Origin of the sequence: Bacillus sp. FSL K6-3431 (assembly GCF_038002605.1) — a bacterium.
Taxonomy (GTDB): Bacteria; Bacillota; Bacilli; order Bacillales; family Bacillaceae_C; genus Lederbergia.
This window is the reverse complement of record NZ_JBBOCT010000001.1, coordinates 5,162,478-5,183,136: the sequence shown is the minus strand read 5'-3', so window position 1 is coordinate 5,183,136 and position 20,659 is coordinate 5,162,478. Positions and strand designations below refer to the sequence as shown.

16 protein-coding genes are annotated in these 20,659 nt (G+C 35.1%); 2 read left to right on the top strand and 14 right to left on the bottom strand.

The features are described 5' to 3' along the window. Positions 1-10 precede the first annotated feature (10 nt). From MHB53_RS24645 to MHB53_RS24620, 6 genes are all read right to left on the bottom strand, one after another. Complete coding sequence (locus MHB53_RS24645; protein ID WP_340923688.1) at positions 11-1,063, bottom strand: ABC transporter ATP-binding protein; 1,053 nt, start codon at positions 1,061-1,063, stop codon at positions 11-13. 15 nt (positions 1,064-1,078) lie between these two features. Further along, the gene (locus MHB53_RS24640) at positions 1,079-2,227 is read right to left on the bottom strand and encodes an ABC transporter permease (protein ID WP_340923686.1); all 1,149 of its coding nucleotides are present in this window, start codon (positions 2,225-2,227) and stop codon (positions 1,079-1,081) included. Beyond that, the gene (locus MHB53_RS24635) at positions 2,224-3,225 is read right to left on the bottom strand and encodes an ABC transporter permease (RefSeq protein ID WP_340923684.1); all 1,002 of its coding nucleotides are present in this window, start codon (positions 3,223-3,225) and stop codon (positions 2,224-2,226) included. Before MHB53_RS24635 ends, MHB53_RS24640 begins: the two co-directional genes overlap by 4 nt. 89 nt (positions 3,226-3,314) lie before the next feature. Beyond that, positions 3,315-5,255 (bottom strand): ABC transporter substrate-binding protein, encoded by a 1,941-nt coding sequence (locus MHB53_RS24630; protein ID WP_340923681.1) that lies wholly within the window; start codon positions 5,253-5,255, stop codon positions 3,315-3,317. 194 nt (positions 5,256-5,449) lie between these two features. Then, positions 5,450-6,838, bottom strand: coding sequence for a sulfatase family protein (locus MHB53_RS24625; protein ID WP_340923678.1), 1,389 nt, complete (start codon positions 6,836-6,838; stop codon positions 5,450-5,452). 286 nt (positions 6,839-7,124) lie between these two features. Then, on the bottom strand, positions 7,125-8,144 hold the full coding sequence (locus MHB53_RS24620) for an AI-2E family transporter (RefSeq protein WP_340923677.1): 1,020 nt from the start codon (positions 8,142-8,144) through the stop codon (positions 7,125-7,127). An 808-nt stretch (positions 8,145-8,952) separates the two neighbouring features. Between MHB53_RS24620 and MHB53_RS24615 the strand changes: the two genes are divergently transcribed. Beyond that, positions 8,953-9,594, top strand: coding sequence for a helix-turn-helix domain-containing protein (locus MHB53_RS24615; RefSeq protein WP_340923674.1), 642 nt, complete (start codon positions 8,953-8,955; stop codon positions 9,592-9,594). A gap of 121 nt (positions 9,595-9,715) precedes the next feature. Beyond that, entirely contained in the window at positions 9,716-10,672 is a 957-nt protein-coding gene (locus MHB53_RS24610; protein WP_340923671.1) for an LCP family protein, read from the top strand. 107 nt (positions 10,673-10,779) lie between these two features. Here the strand turns inward: MHB53_RS24610 and MHB53_RS24605 are convergent, their stop codons facing one another. The 8 genes from MHB53_RS24605 to MHB53_RS24570 all read right to left on the bottom strand — a co-directional run bounded on the left by MHB53_RS24605 (position 10,780) and on the right by MHB53_RS24570 (position 20,659). Next, a complete protein-coding gene (locus tag MHB53_RS24605) occupies positions 10,780-11,361 on the bottom strand; it encodes an undecaprenyl-diphosphatase (RefSeq protein ID WP_340923670.1) in 582 nt (193 codons plus the stop codon). 277 nt (positions 11,362-11,638) lie between these two features. Further along, positions 11,639-12,577, bottom strand: coding sequence for a metal ABC transporter substrate-binding protein (locus MHB53_RS24600; protein ID WP_340923668.1), 939 nt, complete (start codon positions 12,575-12,577; stop codon positions 11,639-11,641). Between the two features lie 39 nt (positions 12,578-12,616). Then, positions 12,617-13,477 (bottom strand): metal ABC transporter permease, encoded by an 861-nt coding sequence (locus MHB53_RS24595; protein ID WP_340923667.1) that lies wholly within the window; start codon positions 13,475-13,477, stop codon positions 12,617-12,619. Next, complete coding sequence (locus MHB53_RS24590; protein WP_340923665.1) at positions 13,474-14,220, bottom strand: metal ABC transporter ATP-binding protein; 747 nt, start codon at positions 14,218-14,220, stop codon at positions 13,474-13,476. Before MHB53_RS24590 ends, MHB53_RS24595 begins: the two co-directional genes overlap by 4 nt. A gap of 332 nt (positions 14,221-14,552) precedes the next feature. Then, the gene (locus MHB53_RS26515; protein ID WP_445661544.1) at positions 14,553-15,635 is read right to left on the bottom strand and encodes a methyl-accepting chemotaxis protein; all 1,083 of its coding nucleotides are present in this window, start codon (positions 15,633-15,635) and stop codon (positions 14,553-14,555) included. 1,594 nt (positions 15,636-17,229) lie between these two features. Further along, a complete protein-coding gene (locus tag MHB53_RS24580) occupies positions 17,230-18,393 on the bottom strand; it encodes a Gfo/Idh/MocA family protein (protein WP_340923661.1) in 1,164 nt (387 codons plus the stop codon). A gap of 25 nt (positions 18,394-18,418) precedes the next feature. Beyond that, the gene (locus MHB53_RS24575) at positions 18,419-19,174 is read right to left on the bottom strand and encodes a sugar phosphate isomerase/epimerase family protein (RefSeq protein ID WP_340923658.1); all 756 of its coding nucleotides are present in this window, start codon (positions 19,172-19,174) and stop codon (positions 18,419-18,421) included. A 639-nt stretch (positions 19,175-19,813) separates the two neighbouring features. Then, complete coding sequence (locus MHB53_RS24570) at positions 19,814-20,659, bottom strand: carbohydrate ABC transporter permease (RefSeq protein ID WP_340923656.1); 846 nt, start codon at positions 20,657-20,659, stop codon at positions 19,814-19,816.

The window sequence follows — 20,659 nt, the reverse complement described above, 5'->3', positions numbered from 1 at the left end:
TACCTCCCCATTATATCTCTTCAATTCTCACACATCTTACATAATGTCCATCCTTCACCTTTATTAGAGGGATATCTTCTATATTACATACGCCATCTTTTGCGTGTTTACATCTTGTATAAAATCCGCAACCCTTTGGAAGATTCATAGGGATAGGCACTGTACCTTCAATAGATTCAAGTCGCTGGTCTTTCATTCCAATGCTAGGAATAGATCGTAATAATCCTAAAGTATACGGGTGAACAGCTCCAAAAAATAATGTATCAACATCAGTATATTCTACTACTTTACCAAGATACATGACTGCAACATCATCAGACATTTCTGCAATGACACCTAAATCATGAGTAATAAAAATAACGGCTGATCCCGATTTATCTTTTAGACTATTAATCAAGTCTAATACTTGGGCTTGAACTGTAACATCAAGTGCTGTAGTAGGCTCATCCGCAATAAGGATGGATGGGCTGCAACATAAAGCCATCGCAATCATCGCCCTTTGTCTCATCCCACCTGATAATTCGTGTGGATATTGATCAATTCTTTGTTCTGGATTCGACATTCCCACTTTTTTCAACATATCTATCGCAATATTTCTGGCTTTCTTTTCATTGTTCGTAATATGTAACATAATTCCTTCCGTTAGCTGATTCCCAATTGTATGGATAGGAGAAAAAGCCTTCATTGGCTCTTGGAAAATCATTGATATTTCACCACCACGAATGCCTCTTACTTCTTTTCCTTTTGGATGAAGTTCTCCAATATCGATAATCTGCTTAGTTTCCCTACTACGAAAATAAATTTGTCCATCCACTTTCCCAGGTGTATCCACAATTTGCATAATTGCCTTAGCTGTTACGCTTTTTCCACTACCACTCTCACCAACAATGCCAAGTGTTCTACTTTTTTTTATTATAAAATCAACGCCGCTCACTGCTTCTAATATTCCTTCATCCATTTTAAAATTCACTTTTAAATCTTTTACCTCTAGTATTATTTCTTCACTATCATAAATATTTAAATCCTTTTGCTTATTTTCTGCTATTGATGAATAACTCTTCAATTTGCATTCCCTCCTTTATTTATAAGGATCAGCAGCATCCCGCAGACCGTCGCCAAGAAAATTAAACACAAGTACCGCTACTATAATAAAGGCAGCTGGCCAAAGGAGCCATGGATGATGCGCCAGATTTTCTAACTTTTGCGATTCACCTAAGAGCACACCCCAGCTCACTACAGGAGCTTGAAGCCCCAGGCCAAGAAAGCTTAATGATGTTTCACCAAGAATTGTTGTTGGAATCGAAATGGACACATTTATAATGATGTAACTAGCAAAGGAAGGTATAAGATGCTTAGAAATAATTCTCATATTACTTGCCCCAGCTAATCTTGCTGCCATCGTGAAATCTTCTTCGCGAAGGGAAAGGACCTTTCCTCTTACAACACGCGCCAATCCTGTCCAACCAATGATAGAGAAAATCATCACCATTCCCAAGTATACTTTTGCTGGCGACCAGTCGGATGGCAGAGCAGCTGCAAGAGCCATCCATAATGGAATAGCCGGAATGCATAGTAATAAATCGATTAAACGTTGTATAATCGTATCAACGATTCCGCCAAAATAACCCGATATACCCCCAAGTACGATGCCAAGTATTACCGTAAGGATAATGCCTAAAAAAGCGAAGGATAAAGAAATTCTTGAACCATGAAGCGTTCTCGTAAATAAATCTCTACCTAATGAATCAGTCCCCATAATAAAGAATGGAGCTTCTGGATCCTTCAGCCCAACTAAATGGGTCTTTGTTTTAAATAGTCCCCAAAATTTATACTCCTTTCCTTTTACAAAAAAATGAAGTGGATATGTTTTTGTAGAATCATTTTTAAAAGTACGGCGAAATGTATCCTTATCCATCTCTTCTGTCATTCCGTAAACAAATGGGCGCAAACTAAATCCCGTTTCTGGATGGACAAAATGTATTGATTGTGGTGGTGCATATTTGTAATCTGAAAATCTTTCCATAGGGAGATGTGGGCTTAAAAATTCTGAAAATGCCGAGATAATAATTAAAAGAGTAAGTATCGGTGCTGATATGATTGCAAGTTTATGTTTTTTAAACTTCCACCACATTAATTTCCATTGGGAAGCAACTTCATATTCAGCTTCTTCATTTAATTTATGATTTACCTTTACGGGTTTATTGCCTTTATTAAAAACCAACTTCATTCTTCTACACCTCCAAATCTAATTCGAGGGTCTATCCAGGCTAGTAATATATCAGATACCAATGTGCCTATAACTGTCAAAACACTCAAGATTAATATAAAACTTCCTGCAAGATACATATCTTGAGTCATTAAGGCGTCTAATAGCATTGGTCCAGTAGTCGGTAAATTCAACACAATCGAAACAATCGCCTCACCAGAAATAATAGCGGGAAGTGTCCAGCCAATTGTACTAATCAATGGATTAATGGCCATGCGCACCGGGTATTTAAATAATAATTTCCCTTCTGTTAAACCTTTGGCACGTGCAGTAATCACATACTGCTTTTGCAATTCATCTAATAACATTCCGCGCATCACTCGAATCAAACCGGCTGTTCCCGCGGTTCCAATTATGAGAACAGGTACCCAGACTCTTTGAAGCATGTCCAATAGCTTAGCTATACTCCACGGTGCAGAAGCAAATTCCGGTGAAAATAATCCTGTTATCGCTACACCAGTGTTGACAAAAACGGTATAAATAACGACGAGTGCAATTAAAAAATTTGGTAATGCAAGACCGATAAATCCGATGAAAGTGAACACATAATCCAAAAAAGAATATTGTCTAACAGCTGAGTATATACCAATTGGTATGGCGACGATCCAGGTGAAAATTAAGGTGAAAATAGATATGAGGATCGTCAAACCTAGCCGTTCTCCGATCACATCTCCCACTGGCTCATTCCAAGTAAAGGAGCGGCCAAAGTCCCCATGAAATATAATGTTTTTAATCCAAATAAAGTACTGTACATAAATTGGTTTATCCAATCCATATTGGTTTTTAAGCGCTTGAACTGTACCTTCAGATACTTCATTTCCAGATAATTCTAGTTGTGCGATATAAGTTGTCAAATAATCACCAGGTGGTAATTGAATTAATGCAAAAGAAATGATACTGATTGCAATCAATAATGGAATTAATTGTAATAGTCGATGCCCAATAAATGATAACATCATTTAATCTCCTTTCATTTAATAATTATTTAAAGAAAAACCCAGGTAGTATAACGAAATTACTACCTGAGTTTTAAGATTATCAACAATTATTATTCTTTAAAATACATCTGTTCTCCAGCAAAGTTTATACTAATTGCTGTTCCTTTATCTGTGATATTTCCTAATTTAGCATTAACAATTAACGGCTGTTTTACATCTTCAATATGAACAAAGTAAAATATATTCTCTCCCATTTTTTCTCTCAATGTGTCCATAATTGCCACCGCTTCTTCGGGAGGACTCACATTCATCTTATCCATTAATGTATAGAACTCTTTTACTTCTTCAGGTGGTTCCTCACCGTTTTTACCACCAGATTTCCACCATGAATCCCACTGTGGACCCCAAAATCCCTGTCCCCAATCTTGCATATAATAAAGCGGTGTATGTGTCCACATGATTGATGCTTTTAACTCGTTGGCAGTGTTACGTGTGCTCCATAATGTTCCATCAATTGTTTTTACTGTTACATGAATACCAATTTCTTTCCACATCTCAGTAAGCAACTCTGCAAGCGGAACAATGTCTGGAGCTGCTGCCTGCACTTCAAATGGAATAGAGAATCGCTTACCGTCAGGACCGATTCTAAAGCCATCCGATCCTTTCTCCATACCCATTTCATCTAATAATTCATTCGCCTTATCTAAATCCAACGTACTATCTATAATTTTTGACGGTTCAGCGAAACCATAGTATAGTGTGTCAATTATTTCATCACGGTCAATGGCATAATTCAATGCTTGTCGAAAACGTTTATCATTTACCACTTTTCGCCATACTTTATCTTTATGGGTTAAATTCAAGAAGATATCGGTTGGTGTTAAGTGCATATTTGCTAACAATGCTTCGTATCCACCTTTTTCTGCGTTTTCCCGATAAACAGGCATTTTGGCAAGTGCAGTCGCTTCACGATTGAAATCAACTTCTCCTGCAATCGTTTTTAACCCTGTAACTTCCGTATCTTGTACAATTGCGCTTTTGATAGAGTCAATATACGGCAATTGATTCCCCTTTGCATCGACTTTGAAGTAATATGGATTCCTTTCATAAATTCCGTGAGTTTTCGTCATTTCTTTAAGCTTCCATGGATATAAAACAGGGAAATCTACTGCATTTGAATGACTCATTTCCCTTTCAGTAATATCCATATAGTTAAAGAAATTCACCCAATCAGTTTCTTGATCTTCCTCGAACTTATGTTCAGCAATTTGTTTTTTCAATTCCGCTTCATCAGCATATTTTTTATGAAATTGTTTTAGGTAATGGGCTGGTTTTAAGAGATCACCATATCCACGCCAGTTTTGAATTGACAAGCTAATTGGAAAACCACCATTTGGCTCATCAAAAGATATTTTAAAAGTAAATTCGTCCACAATTTCCAACTGCATTGGAGATCCTGCCGTATTACTACCTGAGTGTAGCCATGCAGGCAAAATTGGCACAATTTCTTTATTGAACTGGACATCTTCAATCGCAAATCTTACATCTTCAGTTGTTACCGGTTCTCCATCAGACCACTTCATCCCTTCCCTCATATAGAAAGTAAAGACTTTTTGGTCATCTGATACTTCATAATCTTTTAAAACATTCCCTGTAACTTCTTCTCCAAGTATGCCTGGCGTATTTAACAATGGTTCATTGCTCATGACGAATAAATCTGGATCCCAGTTTACAGATTGAGCAACGGTATTAAGTGTCCCACCATACTTACCAATTTCGAATGATAGGAATTCAGCAGGCATTTCATTTGGTATTTTTGGTTCCTTTGGAATCCTATCTTTTACATCCGGTAGATCCATACCATCAAGCATTGGCGCTTGATGAAACTCATTTATTTCTGAAGCATCCACTACAGCCGGCTTTTCATTCTGTCCAATTTCTTCGGTTTTATCATGTTCCTTTGTCGCTGAATCGCTTTTTGGAGAACACCCAACAATGATCATCGAAAATAGAATTAGAAAAGTGAAACCTACTTTAGCAGAATTTCTCATCGATATTTCCCCCCTTATAATTAGCTTCCAACCAATTAATGCATTATTTACAATGTTTCGATAACATTCAACAAACCTTCTCCTTCCTCTTAATTTAATAATTAGTAAAAGTTATATATGGAAGTCCAATCGGTTTTATCATAATAAATTGGTAAAACCGAGTGAACATTACCTTCATACATAAACATACTTTATCATGTGAATTTGTTTTTATCCGCGTAGTCGATTCTTTCTCTTTTAGGATCTTCCCTCCATTCATCCCAGGTCAGACCATATTCACTTAGGATTTTTTTAATTCTTTTTTTAAAAGGTAACCCCTCTGTTTGCATAACTACTTTCATCGGATCTTCGCGAGCGCCAAGTTTATCTTGTACCCAATCATGTAATTGCTTTTGATATTTTTCTACTTGTTTTGGAAGATCTTCAGCAAGGTTTTTTTCCTCATTCGGATCTGCATTAATGTCGTATAGTTCAACTGGGGGCCTTGTAAAAGGACCGGAATCATACGTTTCAATATACTTAAACTGGTCGGTCCGGATTCCTCTTGCAGCTTGCCAGGCACATTCGCTCAAATATATTTCCTTGTGATGCTCAACTTTCTTTCCTTGGATAAGCGGCCATAAACTTTTCCCATCAATATCATTTGGCTTGTCAATACCGAGTGCATCTAAAATTGTCGGCATTAAATCAGCATGCTGTACAAGATTAGAAATTCTAACCCCTGCTGGAATATGGCCGGGCCATCGAATGATTATCGGTATATGAACAGTTGCTTCATATAGGCCGCAATGATCCCAATAGATATCATGTTCTGTTAAACTTTCACCGTGGTCTCCAAACAAGACGAGCATCGTATCATCTTGAATTCCTTCATTACAAAGAAATTGGTCTAAATCTTTTAAGAGATCATCTAAATATCTAATTTCCGCATCATATAAAGCATTTACATAATTTACGTCGGTAATATTTCCAAGCAAATCATAATGATGATACTTAAAAAATGGATATGCAGTATGATTGAAAGCTGCCTTCATACTTGTATTATCTGGGTTATAAGGATTGCTATTAGGATCATAAAATGCGGGAATATACTCTTTTGGTGGTAAATATGGCGTATGTGGGTCCCAGTAATGCAAAAACAAAAAGAAATCTTCCTCTTTATGTTCTTTAATCCAAGGTTTTGCCATGTCATTGATTGTCTGACCATCAATCCATCTAGTTTTACCGATTGTATTTATATAATATTGATATCCTCTAGCAAACCATTCTTTTAGATTATACAAATTATCGACTGCAGCTGTTGTATATCCCGCCTTTCGAAGCATACTCGTCAACCAGTCATACTGTTTTGATAAATAAGTAGAAGGTGAGCCATGAGAAACAACACCTGTTGTTAATCCTACATTCCCAGTAAAAATACTAGTGTGAGCCACTTCTGTAGGGATATCTGATGCGTAAGCGCTTTCAAACAATGCCCCCTGACTTGCAATTTGGTCTATATATGGACTAGTAGGAAGATTATAACCATAACTACCAAGTCTTTTCGCCCTTAAAGTATCTAAAGAAATAAAAATTATTTTCATATGCCCTCATCCTTTTACGTATATCTTTTATTTATTGATGTAAGATGTGCTCTTTTTACTATTTTACTTTCCAGATAATGATTAGTCATGGTCGATAAGGACATGTTATTGGTTCATTCAGCCAATTTTTACAATTGAGAGTTATTCCACCCTATAAACGACAAAAAACCAGAAAATCTCTTCTGGGTTTTTGTCGACATTTATTCATCTGTACTTTACTGTGTAGCAGAGTAAAAGTGCTAAATTCTTTAGGCGGTATATGGTCGATCTAATCATTTCTCGTTGACTACCTCAGTGATTGTGGCGTATCTTTATTTGTCACTTCTAGTACATCAAGTAGGAAAACAAAAACTGGAATTCCGATAATTAGGCCCCAAACACCAAAGAAATTTTGTGAAAAAATCAGGACAATAAAAGTGTAAAAAACAGGTAAATCTGTTTTAGAAGACATTAGCTTTGGATTCAATATATATGCTTCAATCCCATGAATAACCGCAATCGCTATTAACACATAAACTACCTTTATGAATCCTCCAATCGTATAGGCGATTAAACAAAGAGGAATAAGCGATATGAACACACCTGCTACAGGAATGAGCCCCAGGAAAAAAATCATGATCGCCAATCCGATAATTTGCGGGAATCCCATAATCATCAAAGCTATAACCGATAAAACACAGTTGATAATAGCAATAATAAATTGAGCTTCAATCACTTTACCAAAAGTACGAGTAAACTTTTTTCCAAAGAATTCAATTTCATTATAAAAAGGTGCTATCTTACTACTCTTAAACTTACTAGTAAATGCTTGTAAACGTGGTTTTTCTAGAAGAAAAAATAAACTTAAAATCAAAGCTATCAGAATTTCGACACTAGTTTTACTAATATCTGTAAAAGACTTCAGTAGAAAAGAAAAACCATTCTCTAAATAAGCGGCAATTTGGTTGTTAGAAATAATCGTTTCTATATAGTTTATAACAACATTTTCATGTGGCTGTGTATAAAATGCCGTTATCCGTTTGATTAGCTCACTAATTTCCAATGTAATAATGGGTAGATATTTTACTAATCCGAATGCTAACAAACCCACAATTAGTGTATACATTATTAATACAAGCAGCCTACGGTTTAATCGAATACGCTTTGCTGTAAATTCTACGAGTCGATCCATTAAAAACGAAAAAATAAATGTAAGCAAAATTAAGTTAATCATACTTCGCATAGCAAATAAAATTAATACTAGTAAACCAAAAATAATAAGGCGTTTTATTCCCTTTTTTTGAAAGACTTCAGCTATCCCGTCCATTTAGACCATTTCCCCTTAGTAAGTATCTACTTATTTGTAGATAACCCATTATGATACTTCTTTGTTTATTATCAACTTATATGATGAAGTTTACAAGCAGAGTTGTTTATTTTTTATTAAACATAAGAAGATAAATGAAAAAGGGGAAGTCTGTAATTATTGGCATTTTTGCTTAATCGGAGTTTTTGTCGAATGTCAAAAAGCTTTTGCTTTATTTTACAAATGAATTCCACACACAAAGTCCTTGAACCGATGAATTATTTCAGGTTACATATATATTAGATGTTAACAGAATATCAATTAGTCCTAAGTGGCGATAAAGCCAGGATGCGGGAGTAATGCTATATTAAACAGTATTACCTTCAAAAGAATCCACTTTTCTCGATTTTTCATGGGTTAGAGCTAAAATGAGGAAAAAACGATAGCATGCTCTTTTTTCATTTACTTTTCTAATCATATTCGCTCCTTTTCTTTTAAACGCCTTACAAAACTAAATCTATATCACTCAAGTGTGGGAATATTATTCATTGTTTATATTCCTAAAAGATATATGCTGTTACAAGATCACACATTTTTTAATACTTTCGCTTTTCTAGATATTTTATTCAAATGCGGAATGGTGACCATGTTATGTCCTAATATTTGTTATATAACCAAACGTAAATAATTAGGGTTCCACTCAACTTTTTAAAAAAAACGGAGCCGTTGACAAAATGTCAATTAAAATGTATATTTCATACTAACATCTAATATTTAACTTGAGAACTGTAGCTATCCATACAGATTACGTTAGAAAGGAATATATAATATGTCTAAAGTAAGAGAATATAATAATCTTGGTTTGTTGTTAAAAGAATTATTAAATAAACATTCAATGTCCATGCGGAAACTAAGTGAACTTACTGAAATCGATACAGCTACGATCTCTCGGATAATAAACGGTAAACGGAAAGCAAATCTACAACACCTGAAAAGATTTTCTGAATGTCTTGGGGTTCCTTTGACAACGCTATTTGAGGCTGCTGGTTATCCTTTAGAACAGAAGCAGGAAAAGTCCCATACAGATATTCACAAGTCTATAGAGATTATTCAAAATTTTCTTGAATCTTATGATTTATATGATAAAGAATTTACTATAGTAAGTGTGGACCAGCAATTAAATAATTATGGGCAATATTCACAAACGGAGAAAGGAAAAAATATTATTCTTAAGAGTTTTAATGAGAAGCTTGTGAAAGTGGGCGCCATAGGTCCATTTATTAGTCAATTGAAGGAATTATATGAGAAATTTCGACTGAGGAAGGGTACTCCGCATGAACTTGTAATAATTGGGAGTGCACTATTATTTTTTATTATACCAGTAGATGTTATTCCGGATTATATATTTCCTATAGGCTATATTGATGATGCCATTGCCGTACAAATTGTATTAAATTTATTATCGGAATAACTCTACACACAAATAATGCGACCTTTCATATGAAAATATTATCTAATGTTATCAAATATAATATTTTTGAGGCAACAAGTTTTATCGAAATCTATAAATAGAGTGGTAGGTGGAACTTTTTATGAATAAAAGAGAACGAAAGACAACAAAACGCAAAAGGCTAAGAAATCTCTCCTTATTATTGGTTTTATTATTATTAATCGCAGTCATATATTCTGTTTATCAATACTATCAAGGACTATCTGAGGCGAGCGATGGTATGTATAGAGATGACGAAACAACGTTTGATCCGTTCCATGGACCAGAACCACAATTTGGGGAGATTAATATTTTATTAATAGGCAGTGACACTAGAGGTAAAGAGCCTGGACTATCTGATACATTAATGATTGCTCACTATAATCAGAACACTCATGATATAAAAATTGCTTCAATTATGCGAGATACCTATGTTGATGTTCCCGATCACGGAAAACAAAAAGTAAATTCGGCTTTTGCTTTTGGAGGTCCGGAACTTATAAGGAAAACGATTAAACAAAATTTTGATATTGATATTAATTACTATGCTGTTGTTGATTTTAACGGATTTTCAAAAATTGCCGATATTGTAGCACCTAACGGGATAGAGGTTGATATCCCATATGAAATGTCTTATGGAATTGGTATGACATTACATCCAGGTAAACAAATTTTGGATGGGAAGCAATTGTTAGGATATGTTCGCTTCCGCCAAGACCGATTAAGCGACTTTGGGCGAGTGGAACGGCAACAAGAAGTAATGTCAAAGCTAAAGGATCAAGCTATCAGTATTCATAGTTTTGTAAAGCTTCCAAAGATGCTTGGGATTGCTGACCCATACATTGATACAAACGTAGACACAGCAACAATTCTTTCAATCGGGAAAGGTTTACTTGTTGGAAAATCTAAAAAGATGGAGACTTTAAGAATACCTTTACAAGATTCTTTTACAGATGAACGCGTGGACGTGGGGGCAGTCCTAAGTATTGATTTTGAGAAAAACAAACAAGCTTTAAAAGAGTTCTTATCATCACAGGACAATAAAAATATTACACACTAAGAATAACTCGAGTTAAGATAATCCAATTGTGAACCTCATATAAAAATAATAAAAGTCGATTTCCCTATGATGAGGAAATCGGCTTTTATATATTTGACCATAAAGTATTACTGTCCGATTGTCTTCGAATCTGTTTTACTAAAAATATCAATAATCTTATTATTTAGCGGTTCGAGAAAACGACTTTGCGATATAACAACGAATGAAATGATGAATGCTATGATCGCACCTACTGTTACGTCCAGCGGATAATGAACCCCTATAAAAATTCTAGAAATCCCCATGAAAACGGCAAAAACCAATAGGACACTGCCAATCTTTCTGCGCCTCCAGAAAAGTGCGAACGCCAATGCAAATGATCCTGTAGCATGATTACTCGGAAAGGAAGGATCTAGGCTTGATTTGTCACTTAACAAATGGACAGCATGGGAGACAAATGGTCGTGGTCTATAGTATATCAATTCGATCATTTTGTTAGCTCCAAGGGCGATGATTGTAATTGTTAATGCAAACAATACGATTTGTCGATTATCATATTTATTCCCAGACTTTGAAAACCAGATCCATACAAAGACTAATCCAAACATAATTGGACCATATTTAGAAAATAAGATCACTATATGATCTAGAAGATCGCTTTTCCCTGCAAACTGGTTGATCATTTCAAAAAGTTTAAAATCTAGACTCATGTTGTCTCTCCTTCTTTTACTTTTAATGTTGTCACTCTCTTAAAGGAAGCGATCGATTCAAGGATTAGAGGAATAATATATCCATACTAATCATTATGTGGTAATTGTTAGCCCACACTCTCTAAGTTTTGTGTTTTCAAATCTTAGTCTTTAGGTTGCTAACAGAAGTGACCTTTGTCTATTCGAATTCAGGGGTGCATATATGTATCATGGCAACCGCAAGCTTATCGTTTTATTAAAAATAATACCGAAGCGATTAGGCTCCGGGATTATTTTCTTATTCCTTTAACCCTTTATAAATAGTATCTGCATTCCATTCAACCATTTTGATATACGTATCTCCATCAGCGCCAGGTTTACCAAGGGAATCTGTAAAGATTTTACCTGCGATCGGGACTCCCGTTTCTTTTGAGACAGTTTCCATACTCCTTGGATCCACGCTTGATTCAACAAATAAAGCTTTTACATTTTTCTCTCTAATAATATCAACTATTGCTTTCAGCTGTTCAGGTGTACCTTCACTATGTGAATTGATTTCCCATATATAATGAGCTTCGAATCCATAGGCCGCTGAGAAGTACTTAAACGCACCTTCACTCGAAATAAGAAGTCTTTTTTCGTCTGGTATTCCCTTCAGTTTCTCTGATATTTCTTCATCGAGTTTTTCTAACTGTACGATATAATCCGCAGTATTTTTTTCATACAATTCTTTATTGTCAGGGTCAACTTTTACTAATGCTTTTTTCACATTTTCCGTATACTTGATTCCATTAGACACATCAAGCCAAGCATGAGGATCTTCCTCTCCTTTATTACCATCACTTTTTAAATACATTGGCTTGACATCCTCACTTATATTAAAAACTGGCGCATCTTTTCCACCTTTACCAGCTGTTTCAATCATGTCTGTGAACCATGCACCACCAGTTTCTAGATTTAACCCATTATAAAAAATAATATCAGCGTCCGTTGCTTTTTGTACATCTGCTGGTAATGGGTCATATTGATGTGGATCAGATCCAATCGGAGCTAGACTGTGAACTTCAACGGCATCACCGCCCACGTTTTTAACGATATCATAAATAACAGAATACGTAGTAATGATATTTATTTTCCCATCCTCATGCTTAATGGAACTATTTTTTTCTCCACTGCAAGCAGTTAATAAAAATATAGATACAGCCATAATCAAGACAGAAAAACTTAATTTCTTCATAATCTTCTCCTTAACTTTAGTGTTTTATAGTTAAATTTTCTAGACATCCAAAGATGGCCGATTGTTTCGTGATCTTAATGAGCGCCATAGTACTCCTTGTTTCGGTGAAAATACAAACGCGATGATAAATAATAATGTCGCAACAAGTACAATCGTTGCACCTGAAGCTAAATTATATTTAAAACTGATATATAAGCCAATGATGGAAGATAATGCACCGCATCCTGCAGAAAGATAAAGCATTTTCCAAAGGCGATCAGTTAATAAATACGCAGTTGATGCAGGTGTAATTAACATGGCGACGACTAAAACAATTCCTACGGTTTGTAATGAAGCAACAGTCACCATTGTTAATAATGTCATTAAAAAGTAATGAATCAGCTTATTAGGTAAACCATATGCTTGGGACATCGTAGGATCAAAAGAACTAACAAGTAGTTCTTTATAGAAGAGATATACAGATGCAAGAATAATCAACCCGATTACTAGCGTCATCCACATATCTGACGGTTTCACCGCTAGTACATTGCCAAATAAAATGTGATATAAGTCTGTACTGCTTTTTAACAAAGTAATTAAAATAATCCCTAAAGCAAATGCTGCTGTAAACATAATACCTATCGATGAATCATTTTTAATTCGACTATTTTGACTAATATAACCAATTCCGACCGCAGTCAAAACCCCGGTAAGAACCGCACCTATGAAAAAGTTGATTCCTAGTGCGTAAGATATGGCAACTCCTGGTAGTACTGCATGTGAAATAGCATCTCCCATCAATGCCATACCTCTTAGAACAATAAAACATCCAATCACACCGCAGATGATACCAACCATCACTGAAGTAACAAGCGCTTTTTGTAAAAATCCATATTGTACAACTGCTTCAATAAAACTCACGGCGTAGCCACCACCATATCTCTCAAAAATGATAATTCTCCGCCATATGCCCGTGAGATCACTTCTGGATTCAACACTTTATCAACGGGCCCACAGCCTATCAATTCTTTATTTAATAAAATTAATTCATCAAAGTATTCATTTGATTTACTTAAATCATGATGTACAACCAACACAATTTTCCCTTCATTTCGCAACTCTTTTAAAATATGAATGATTGTTTCTTCACTTGTAATGTCAATCCCAACAAATGGTTCATCTAAGAAAAAAACTTCCGTTTGTTGCGCCAATGCCCTAGCTAAAAATACTCTTTGTTGCTGGCCTCCCGAGAGCTCACCAATTTGACGATCTTTAAAGGATTCCATTCCCACTTTTTTTAAACTTTCATATGCAAGCTCCTTTTCCATTTTCTTTGGTTTACGGAAAGGTCTTAAATTCGGATACGTGCCGAGTATAACCGTTTCAAGCACACTAATTGGAAAATCCCAATCAATATTACTCCTTTGAGGAACATAGGCTATTTGCCTGCGGACATCTTTTACTTCTTTCTTCAGTATACGAATTTTCCCTTTATCAATAGGTATTAATCCTAATAAAGCTTTAATTAAAGTAGATTTTCCTGCACCGTTTGGCCCGATAATTCCTACAAGCTTTCCGCTCTCGATTTCAAAGCTCACATTTTTCACCGCTTCCGTTCCAAAATAGGAAACTTGAAGATTATCTACTTTTATAAAATTACTCACAGATTATTTCACTCCTTCACAATTTCTTGTTGCGTTTACTTTACCACACTCAAATAAGTTTGCCAAGGGCAACTTTTAGTTTTAATATTATTTATTCATGTAATATGAAAAGGTTCTAACATTTTATATTGCAAAATTCAAAAAGACTCATCCTTAAATAAGAAAGAGTCTATAATATATTGTGATTCGATCTGAATTATATAAAACATAAACGAACAGTTAACCTTAACGGGTTACAAAACATCTCTTGACTCGCTTTTTTAGCTGCTGCTGCTCTAATGCATGGTCATCCCAAGAGCGTGGAACGATATTCACATCCTGAGCAAGTAGAATTACACTTTAAATACTTGAATTGCTTTAAGTAATTTTTGCGAAATATGCTCCAACTCCTTTGAATCAATTGATGCTTGATCAATGGATTCAAGTTGTTTAGCTATATCTTCTTGAATCTTGGTTGCCATGTGATTGCTATGATTTGTATGCTCATTCATCACATGTACGGTTGCCGACACCTCTTCAGAATTTGCTGATATTTCATGTATAATCGCATTCACTTCCTTTATTTGATCTGAAATATCCTGTATCGAAGTCATAATTATATTGAATTGCAGCCCTGCTTCTTCTATTGCCTGATTGCTTTTTATTACTTCTTCTTTTCCTTTTGTTACCTTTAAGACCGTTGATTTGGTTGAACTTTGAATTTCCGATATTAACGTCCCAATTTCTTTCGTAGCATTTTGAGACTGTTGTGCTAATTTCCTAACTTCTTCTGCGACGACTGTAAATCCTAATCCATGCTCTCCTGCCCTTGCCGCTTCAATGGAAGCATTCAGTGCAAGTAAATTAGTTTGTTCTGCTATTGAACTAATAATCCCTGTTATTTGTGCAACTTGATTCGATCGTTCGTCTAACTCTTCTATTAATTGTACAGATTCACCAACCGTTTTATTTACCTTTTCTATCTCGTTAACAGCATTGGTTATAAAACCTTGCCCTTTTTCAGCCTCTGTGGACATTAGTATCGAGTTGCTTGAAACTTTTGATGAAGCCTCTGCTATCTTTTGAATATCAATGGCAATGGATTCAAATGCAACTGCACTTTCTTCTGTACTTGCAACGGTTTCAAGAGATAGATGTGCTACATGTTGAATACTTTCATTTGTTTGATTAGATAAATTCCGATTATATACCGCATTTTCTGAGAGTCGTTGAGAAGAACTTGACAATATTTCAGCCGTATTTGAAGTATTTATTATCATTTTCCTAATACCTTCGACCATGTTTTTGAGTGAATCAGTTAGCTGGCCAATTTCATCTTGATTAGTATGACTTTTTTCTATTTGGCTAGCAATTTGTAAATTACCAACCTCTACTTCTTTCATCATATCCGTAACTTTTTTAATAGGCTTAGTCATTCTGTTCGCAATTATTAGCGCAACGATAAGTGATAATATGAAGGTGATAGCACCAACAATAATCGTTATTTTTGCAATTTCTTTTGTTTCTGTTGTTAATTCTTTAATCGGTACGCTAGAAAATAATGTCCAATCCGTTTTTTCCATTTTTTTAGTTGTTACTAGCTCATTACGCTTCGAAAAAAATGTTATTGTATCAGTTTCCTTAAAGTTTAGCTTTTCTATTTCTTTCACTAATAAGCTACTATCCCTATTTTCTTTTTCCATACTATTCAAAATAATTTCCCAATTATTGTTTAAAATTGACAGATAGCCGGTTTCTCCAAGCTTTATTTCTTGGATACTCTCATTAAATACACTTTTGTCGATTTCGACCAAAAGTATCCCTTGATTATTAGAAACCTCTCTTCCAATAAACATATTTAGTTCCAGGGATTTTTCTTCACTTGGTATGGAATACCAAATGGCTGTACCTTTGGCGTTACGTATCTCCTCAAATACTACCTTCATCTCAGGGGATTCTGTATTAATATTGGTGTCACTCGTCTCACCGTATGTTTCGTTTTCAGTAAATAGTATTAAACTTTTTATATCATTACTTGTTATTGACTGGTGTTGTAAATAATCTTCTAAGACTTTTTTTTGTGAAATATACCCATAGGTGCCTTCTTCATTTCTAAATTTCTCTAAACCATCACTAACGTTTTTAGAAGTAGCTATATTTAAGGTTATCCTTTCCATTTCAGCGACTTTTTGTTCATAATTTCTAGCTACCTGAGTTATCAACTCCTGCGTTACATCACTAACCTTATCACGAATGAGAGATGAAGAAACCTTGTAAGAAAAAAAGCCAATGAAAATAACTGGTATCATAGAAAATAATAGCAGATTGATAAGTAACCGCTTACCTATCGATGAACGCATGAATACATTACTAATGTTTATTTTGCTTTTCATATTATCATCCCTCTTTATAAAATATGTTACATGATAGTTATATTCTCTCTTGTTTCCATTACAGCGTTTTCAATTACTATATGTATTCAGAACTAACACAACCTGCTAACTAGCATACTGTAATGAACAAGCAATATTTTATTTCTATTAATTAGTTTTTAGCCCGGTATTCCTCTAATCTTTCATTTTCACTCCTACAACTAATAAAGTGATTATCTATTACTCAAAATCTATATTACTAGTAAATTATTACAAATACAAGTACCATTATCACAGGACTTATGAATTATTAATATTTTGTTCTGCTATGTGATTCAGTCATCTATGAAATTATAAAAAAGCTCAATCTACTGTTATACAGTTAATTGAGCTTTTCCTCCATCGAGACAGGTATCAAAATTGATTTAACATCTTTTTAGAAATTTTTATTAATTTATTTAGGTTCTTATGACATAACGTGCTATAAGTCCACTTTCCACAAAAATTGACTGTTAAAAAGAAACCAACTACTCATATAAATAGTCGGTTTATAATAAAATAGAGAAGTATCCCTTATCATTTTCCATAACCTAGTGACTCATAATCCATTCAACTTTATGCTTTTAATAATCATTTCGGCATTTGTCTTATTTATACCTCAATGTGTCCCACTTACATTCAACGTTAGGTCCTCTTTAGTAGGCTTTTCATAGCTAGATTCCTTCATTTTTTCCTGCAATTTAGCATAGTAAAGATCTTCATCAATAGGCATATCCACCCAGTTATCCATCCAGCTCGATAAATAAACGGCATTTGTAATTGCTAAACCCTTGATTCCTTCTTGGCCTGGTGCAAGTAATTCAGCCCCGTTCAGAATGGCATCTACCCAATTATTCAATATCCCTAAATGACCAGTCGATTTACCACGTACAGGAATATCAATTTTCCAACACTCAGGCTGACCAAAACCACCTCGGAATTCTCGATTGAATTCACGTTCAGACTGTCTTAGTCTCCAAAATGTTAGTTGATTATTTTCTACAACAAGCTTCCCACAGTCTCCTGTCACTTCAAAACGATTCGTACCTGGTGCTTCACCTGTAGATGTTACAAATAGTCCAGTTGCTCCGTTCTCATATTCTACATATGCTGTCACATCGTCTTCCACTTCAATATCATGATATTTACCAAAACCACTAAATGCTCTTACTCGTTTTGGCATCAGACCTGTTGTCCACTGCCATAAATCTAGTTGATGTGGACATTGGTTAAGCATTACCCCGCCGCCTTCTCCTGCCCATGTCGCACGCCAACCACCAGAATCATAATAGCTTTGAGAGCGATACCAATCCGTAATAATCCAATTTGTTCGCTTAATCTCACCAAGCTCACCGTCTAAGATTAACTCTCGTACCTTTTGATATAATGGGTTCGTTCGTTGATTAAACATCATACTGAATACTTTTCCGCTTTTATCCGCAGCCTCATTCATTTGGCGAACATTTTTCGTATACACCCCTGCTGGCTTCTCACAAAGCACATGAAAGTCACTCTCAAACGCCTTAATAGCGAGTGTAGGATGATCATAATGTGGCGTAGCGATAATAACTCCATCAATGTTTGCGTTGACAAAAAAATCATCGATAGAAGAAAATGTTTGGACTTTATCGCCAAACATCTCTTTTGACCATGTTAATCGATCAGGGCGTTCATCACAAATTGCGGTTAATACCGCTCCTTTTACATTACCATCAAAAATTGCTTTAGCATGGCTCGTCCCCATGTTTCCTATACCGATAATTCCAATTCTCAGCTCGGACATATTCAATCCCCCCAGTTCAATTATATTAAACTTGATCTTTTAGTTTCATCAGATTATCAAGGCTGATTTGCAGACTATCCATTGGGTTCCCTGGACAAATATCCTGTTCCACTGCATACCATTCAACACCTGACTTTTCACCCCATTGTAGAATAGGTATGAAATCAATCTTACCCGTTCCCACTTCAGCAAAAACTTCTTTATCATCATTAGACATATCTTTTAAATGAATGATTGGCATTCTATTTTTATATGGTTGAATAAATGAAAGTGGATCTTGTCCGCCTTTTTTTACCCAATACACATCTATTTCTGCAAGAAGCAAGTTCTCCTCCGATGGAGTCAAAAGATATTCCAATGCTGACACACCATCAATTTCTGTCTCAAACTCAAATGCATGATTATGGTAGCTAATCCGATAGTTGGGAGCTTTATTTGCAATTTCATTTAAGCTTCGTCTAAGTTTCTGATACCCCTCAACATTCTTGTATTCTGAAGGAAGAGAAGGACAAATAATATCTCTCGTACCATATAGGTCTGCTTCCTCCATCACATTTTGAAGGTCATTTTCAAGGCGATTTAAAGAGATGTGCATTCCAGCCGTACGTAGTCCAGTCTCCCTTAATGCATCGGCCACTTCTTTGGGATTATGATCGGCCGGAAGAGCAGAAATTTGAACACCAGCCCAGCCCATTTTCTTCAATTCTTGAAAAACAGGTGCAATTCCTTTAGAAAGCTCTTCTCGAACCGTATATAATTGTGCAGCAAACTTTTCTTGCATTCTTATCTCTCCTCTAACATTTTTTCTTTAGCGATATCCTGAGAATCATACCAATTTCTATTAAATCGATGTTATACAACGTGTTTATTTTTAAAGCATTTTACTTTACCTCCATGAAATGATTGAATAAAGGATAACATTTTAGCATAGCTTTCAAACCAATACCCCTCTCGATTGAGCCAAGATTTAATAATCAAGAATAATCTTTTCATAGGCTAAAAAGCTGTCTAGCATGAACAATCCTTTAAAAATCTGTCTCTACCGCTAATTACACAGAGCTTTTCAGATTCATTTTTAATATATTCAATTAAATACTGAAAGTGCTTACAATTATTCACCTACCTTTTTCAATTAGTTTGATCTATCATTATATTTTAATTGAATTTCCTTACATTCACACTGACCCAACATGCTCGTTTTTGCTATTTTTATGACTCATATTGCTATCTCGTTAGCAATTACATATTCGCAAACGGGTTAACAGGCACCAACTTACATGAGTTACGATATATATATAATACTTTTTTCTCATTTCTTTGAATTCTATCACTCAATTTGAATAAGTTAGTAACTAAACTGTTTCGATGTAGGGTCAAAAAAACCTGGTTACATCTTTTACAATGGATACATAGTCCCCATTCACCCTTTCACTCCTCCAGCTGTTATCCCTTCAACTAAGTACTTCTGAAAAAATAAAAACATCAATAGTTGGGGTAATATTGATACTACTGACATTGCCAGCATCGGTCCCCAAGCGGTTAATGATGATGGATCAGAAAACATCTTTAAACCTAGGGCTACGGTATATAATTTTGTATCATTCAAGTATATTAACGGTGCCATAAAGTCATCCCAGGTCCAATAAAACGAAAATATGGCAACTGTTGCTATTGCTGGCGTTGTTAAAGGTAGAATAACACGCCAGAAAATCCCAAATGTGCTACAACCATCAATATAAGCAGCTTCATCCAGCTCTCTCGGTATTCCACGGATAAATTGAACCATTAAGAAGATGAAAAATGGAATACCTCCAATAAATGCAGGTACAATAAGTGGTAAGTACGTATTCACCCAATCTAATTTATGAAAAAGAATATATTGAGGTATTAATGTTACTTGTTGAGGTAACATCAAGGTTGCTAATAAACAAATAAAAAGTGGTGTACGGAAACGAAAGTTAACGCGTGCAAAACCAAATGCAACTAAAGTTGATGAAAATATGGTTCCAATAACCACCATGATCGTAACAAATGTTGAGTTCATGAAAAAGGTGGTAAAGGTTATATCCCCAAATCCCTGCCAACCTTGCATATAGTTCTCCCATTTCAGAAAAGATGGGATTAATGATGAAGCGTTACGGAAAATCTCATCTTCAGGTTTCAAAGAACTTGCTATTGTCCATAGGATCGGATAAATCATAAAAAAACCTAAAATAACAATGCTAATGTGATAGATAAATGGTTTATACTTTTTAGATATTGGCAT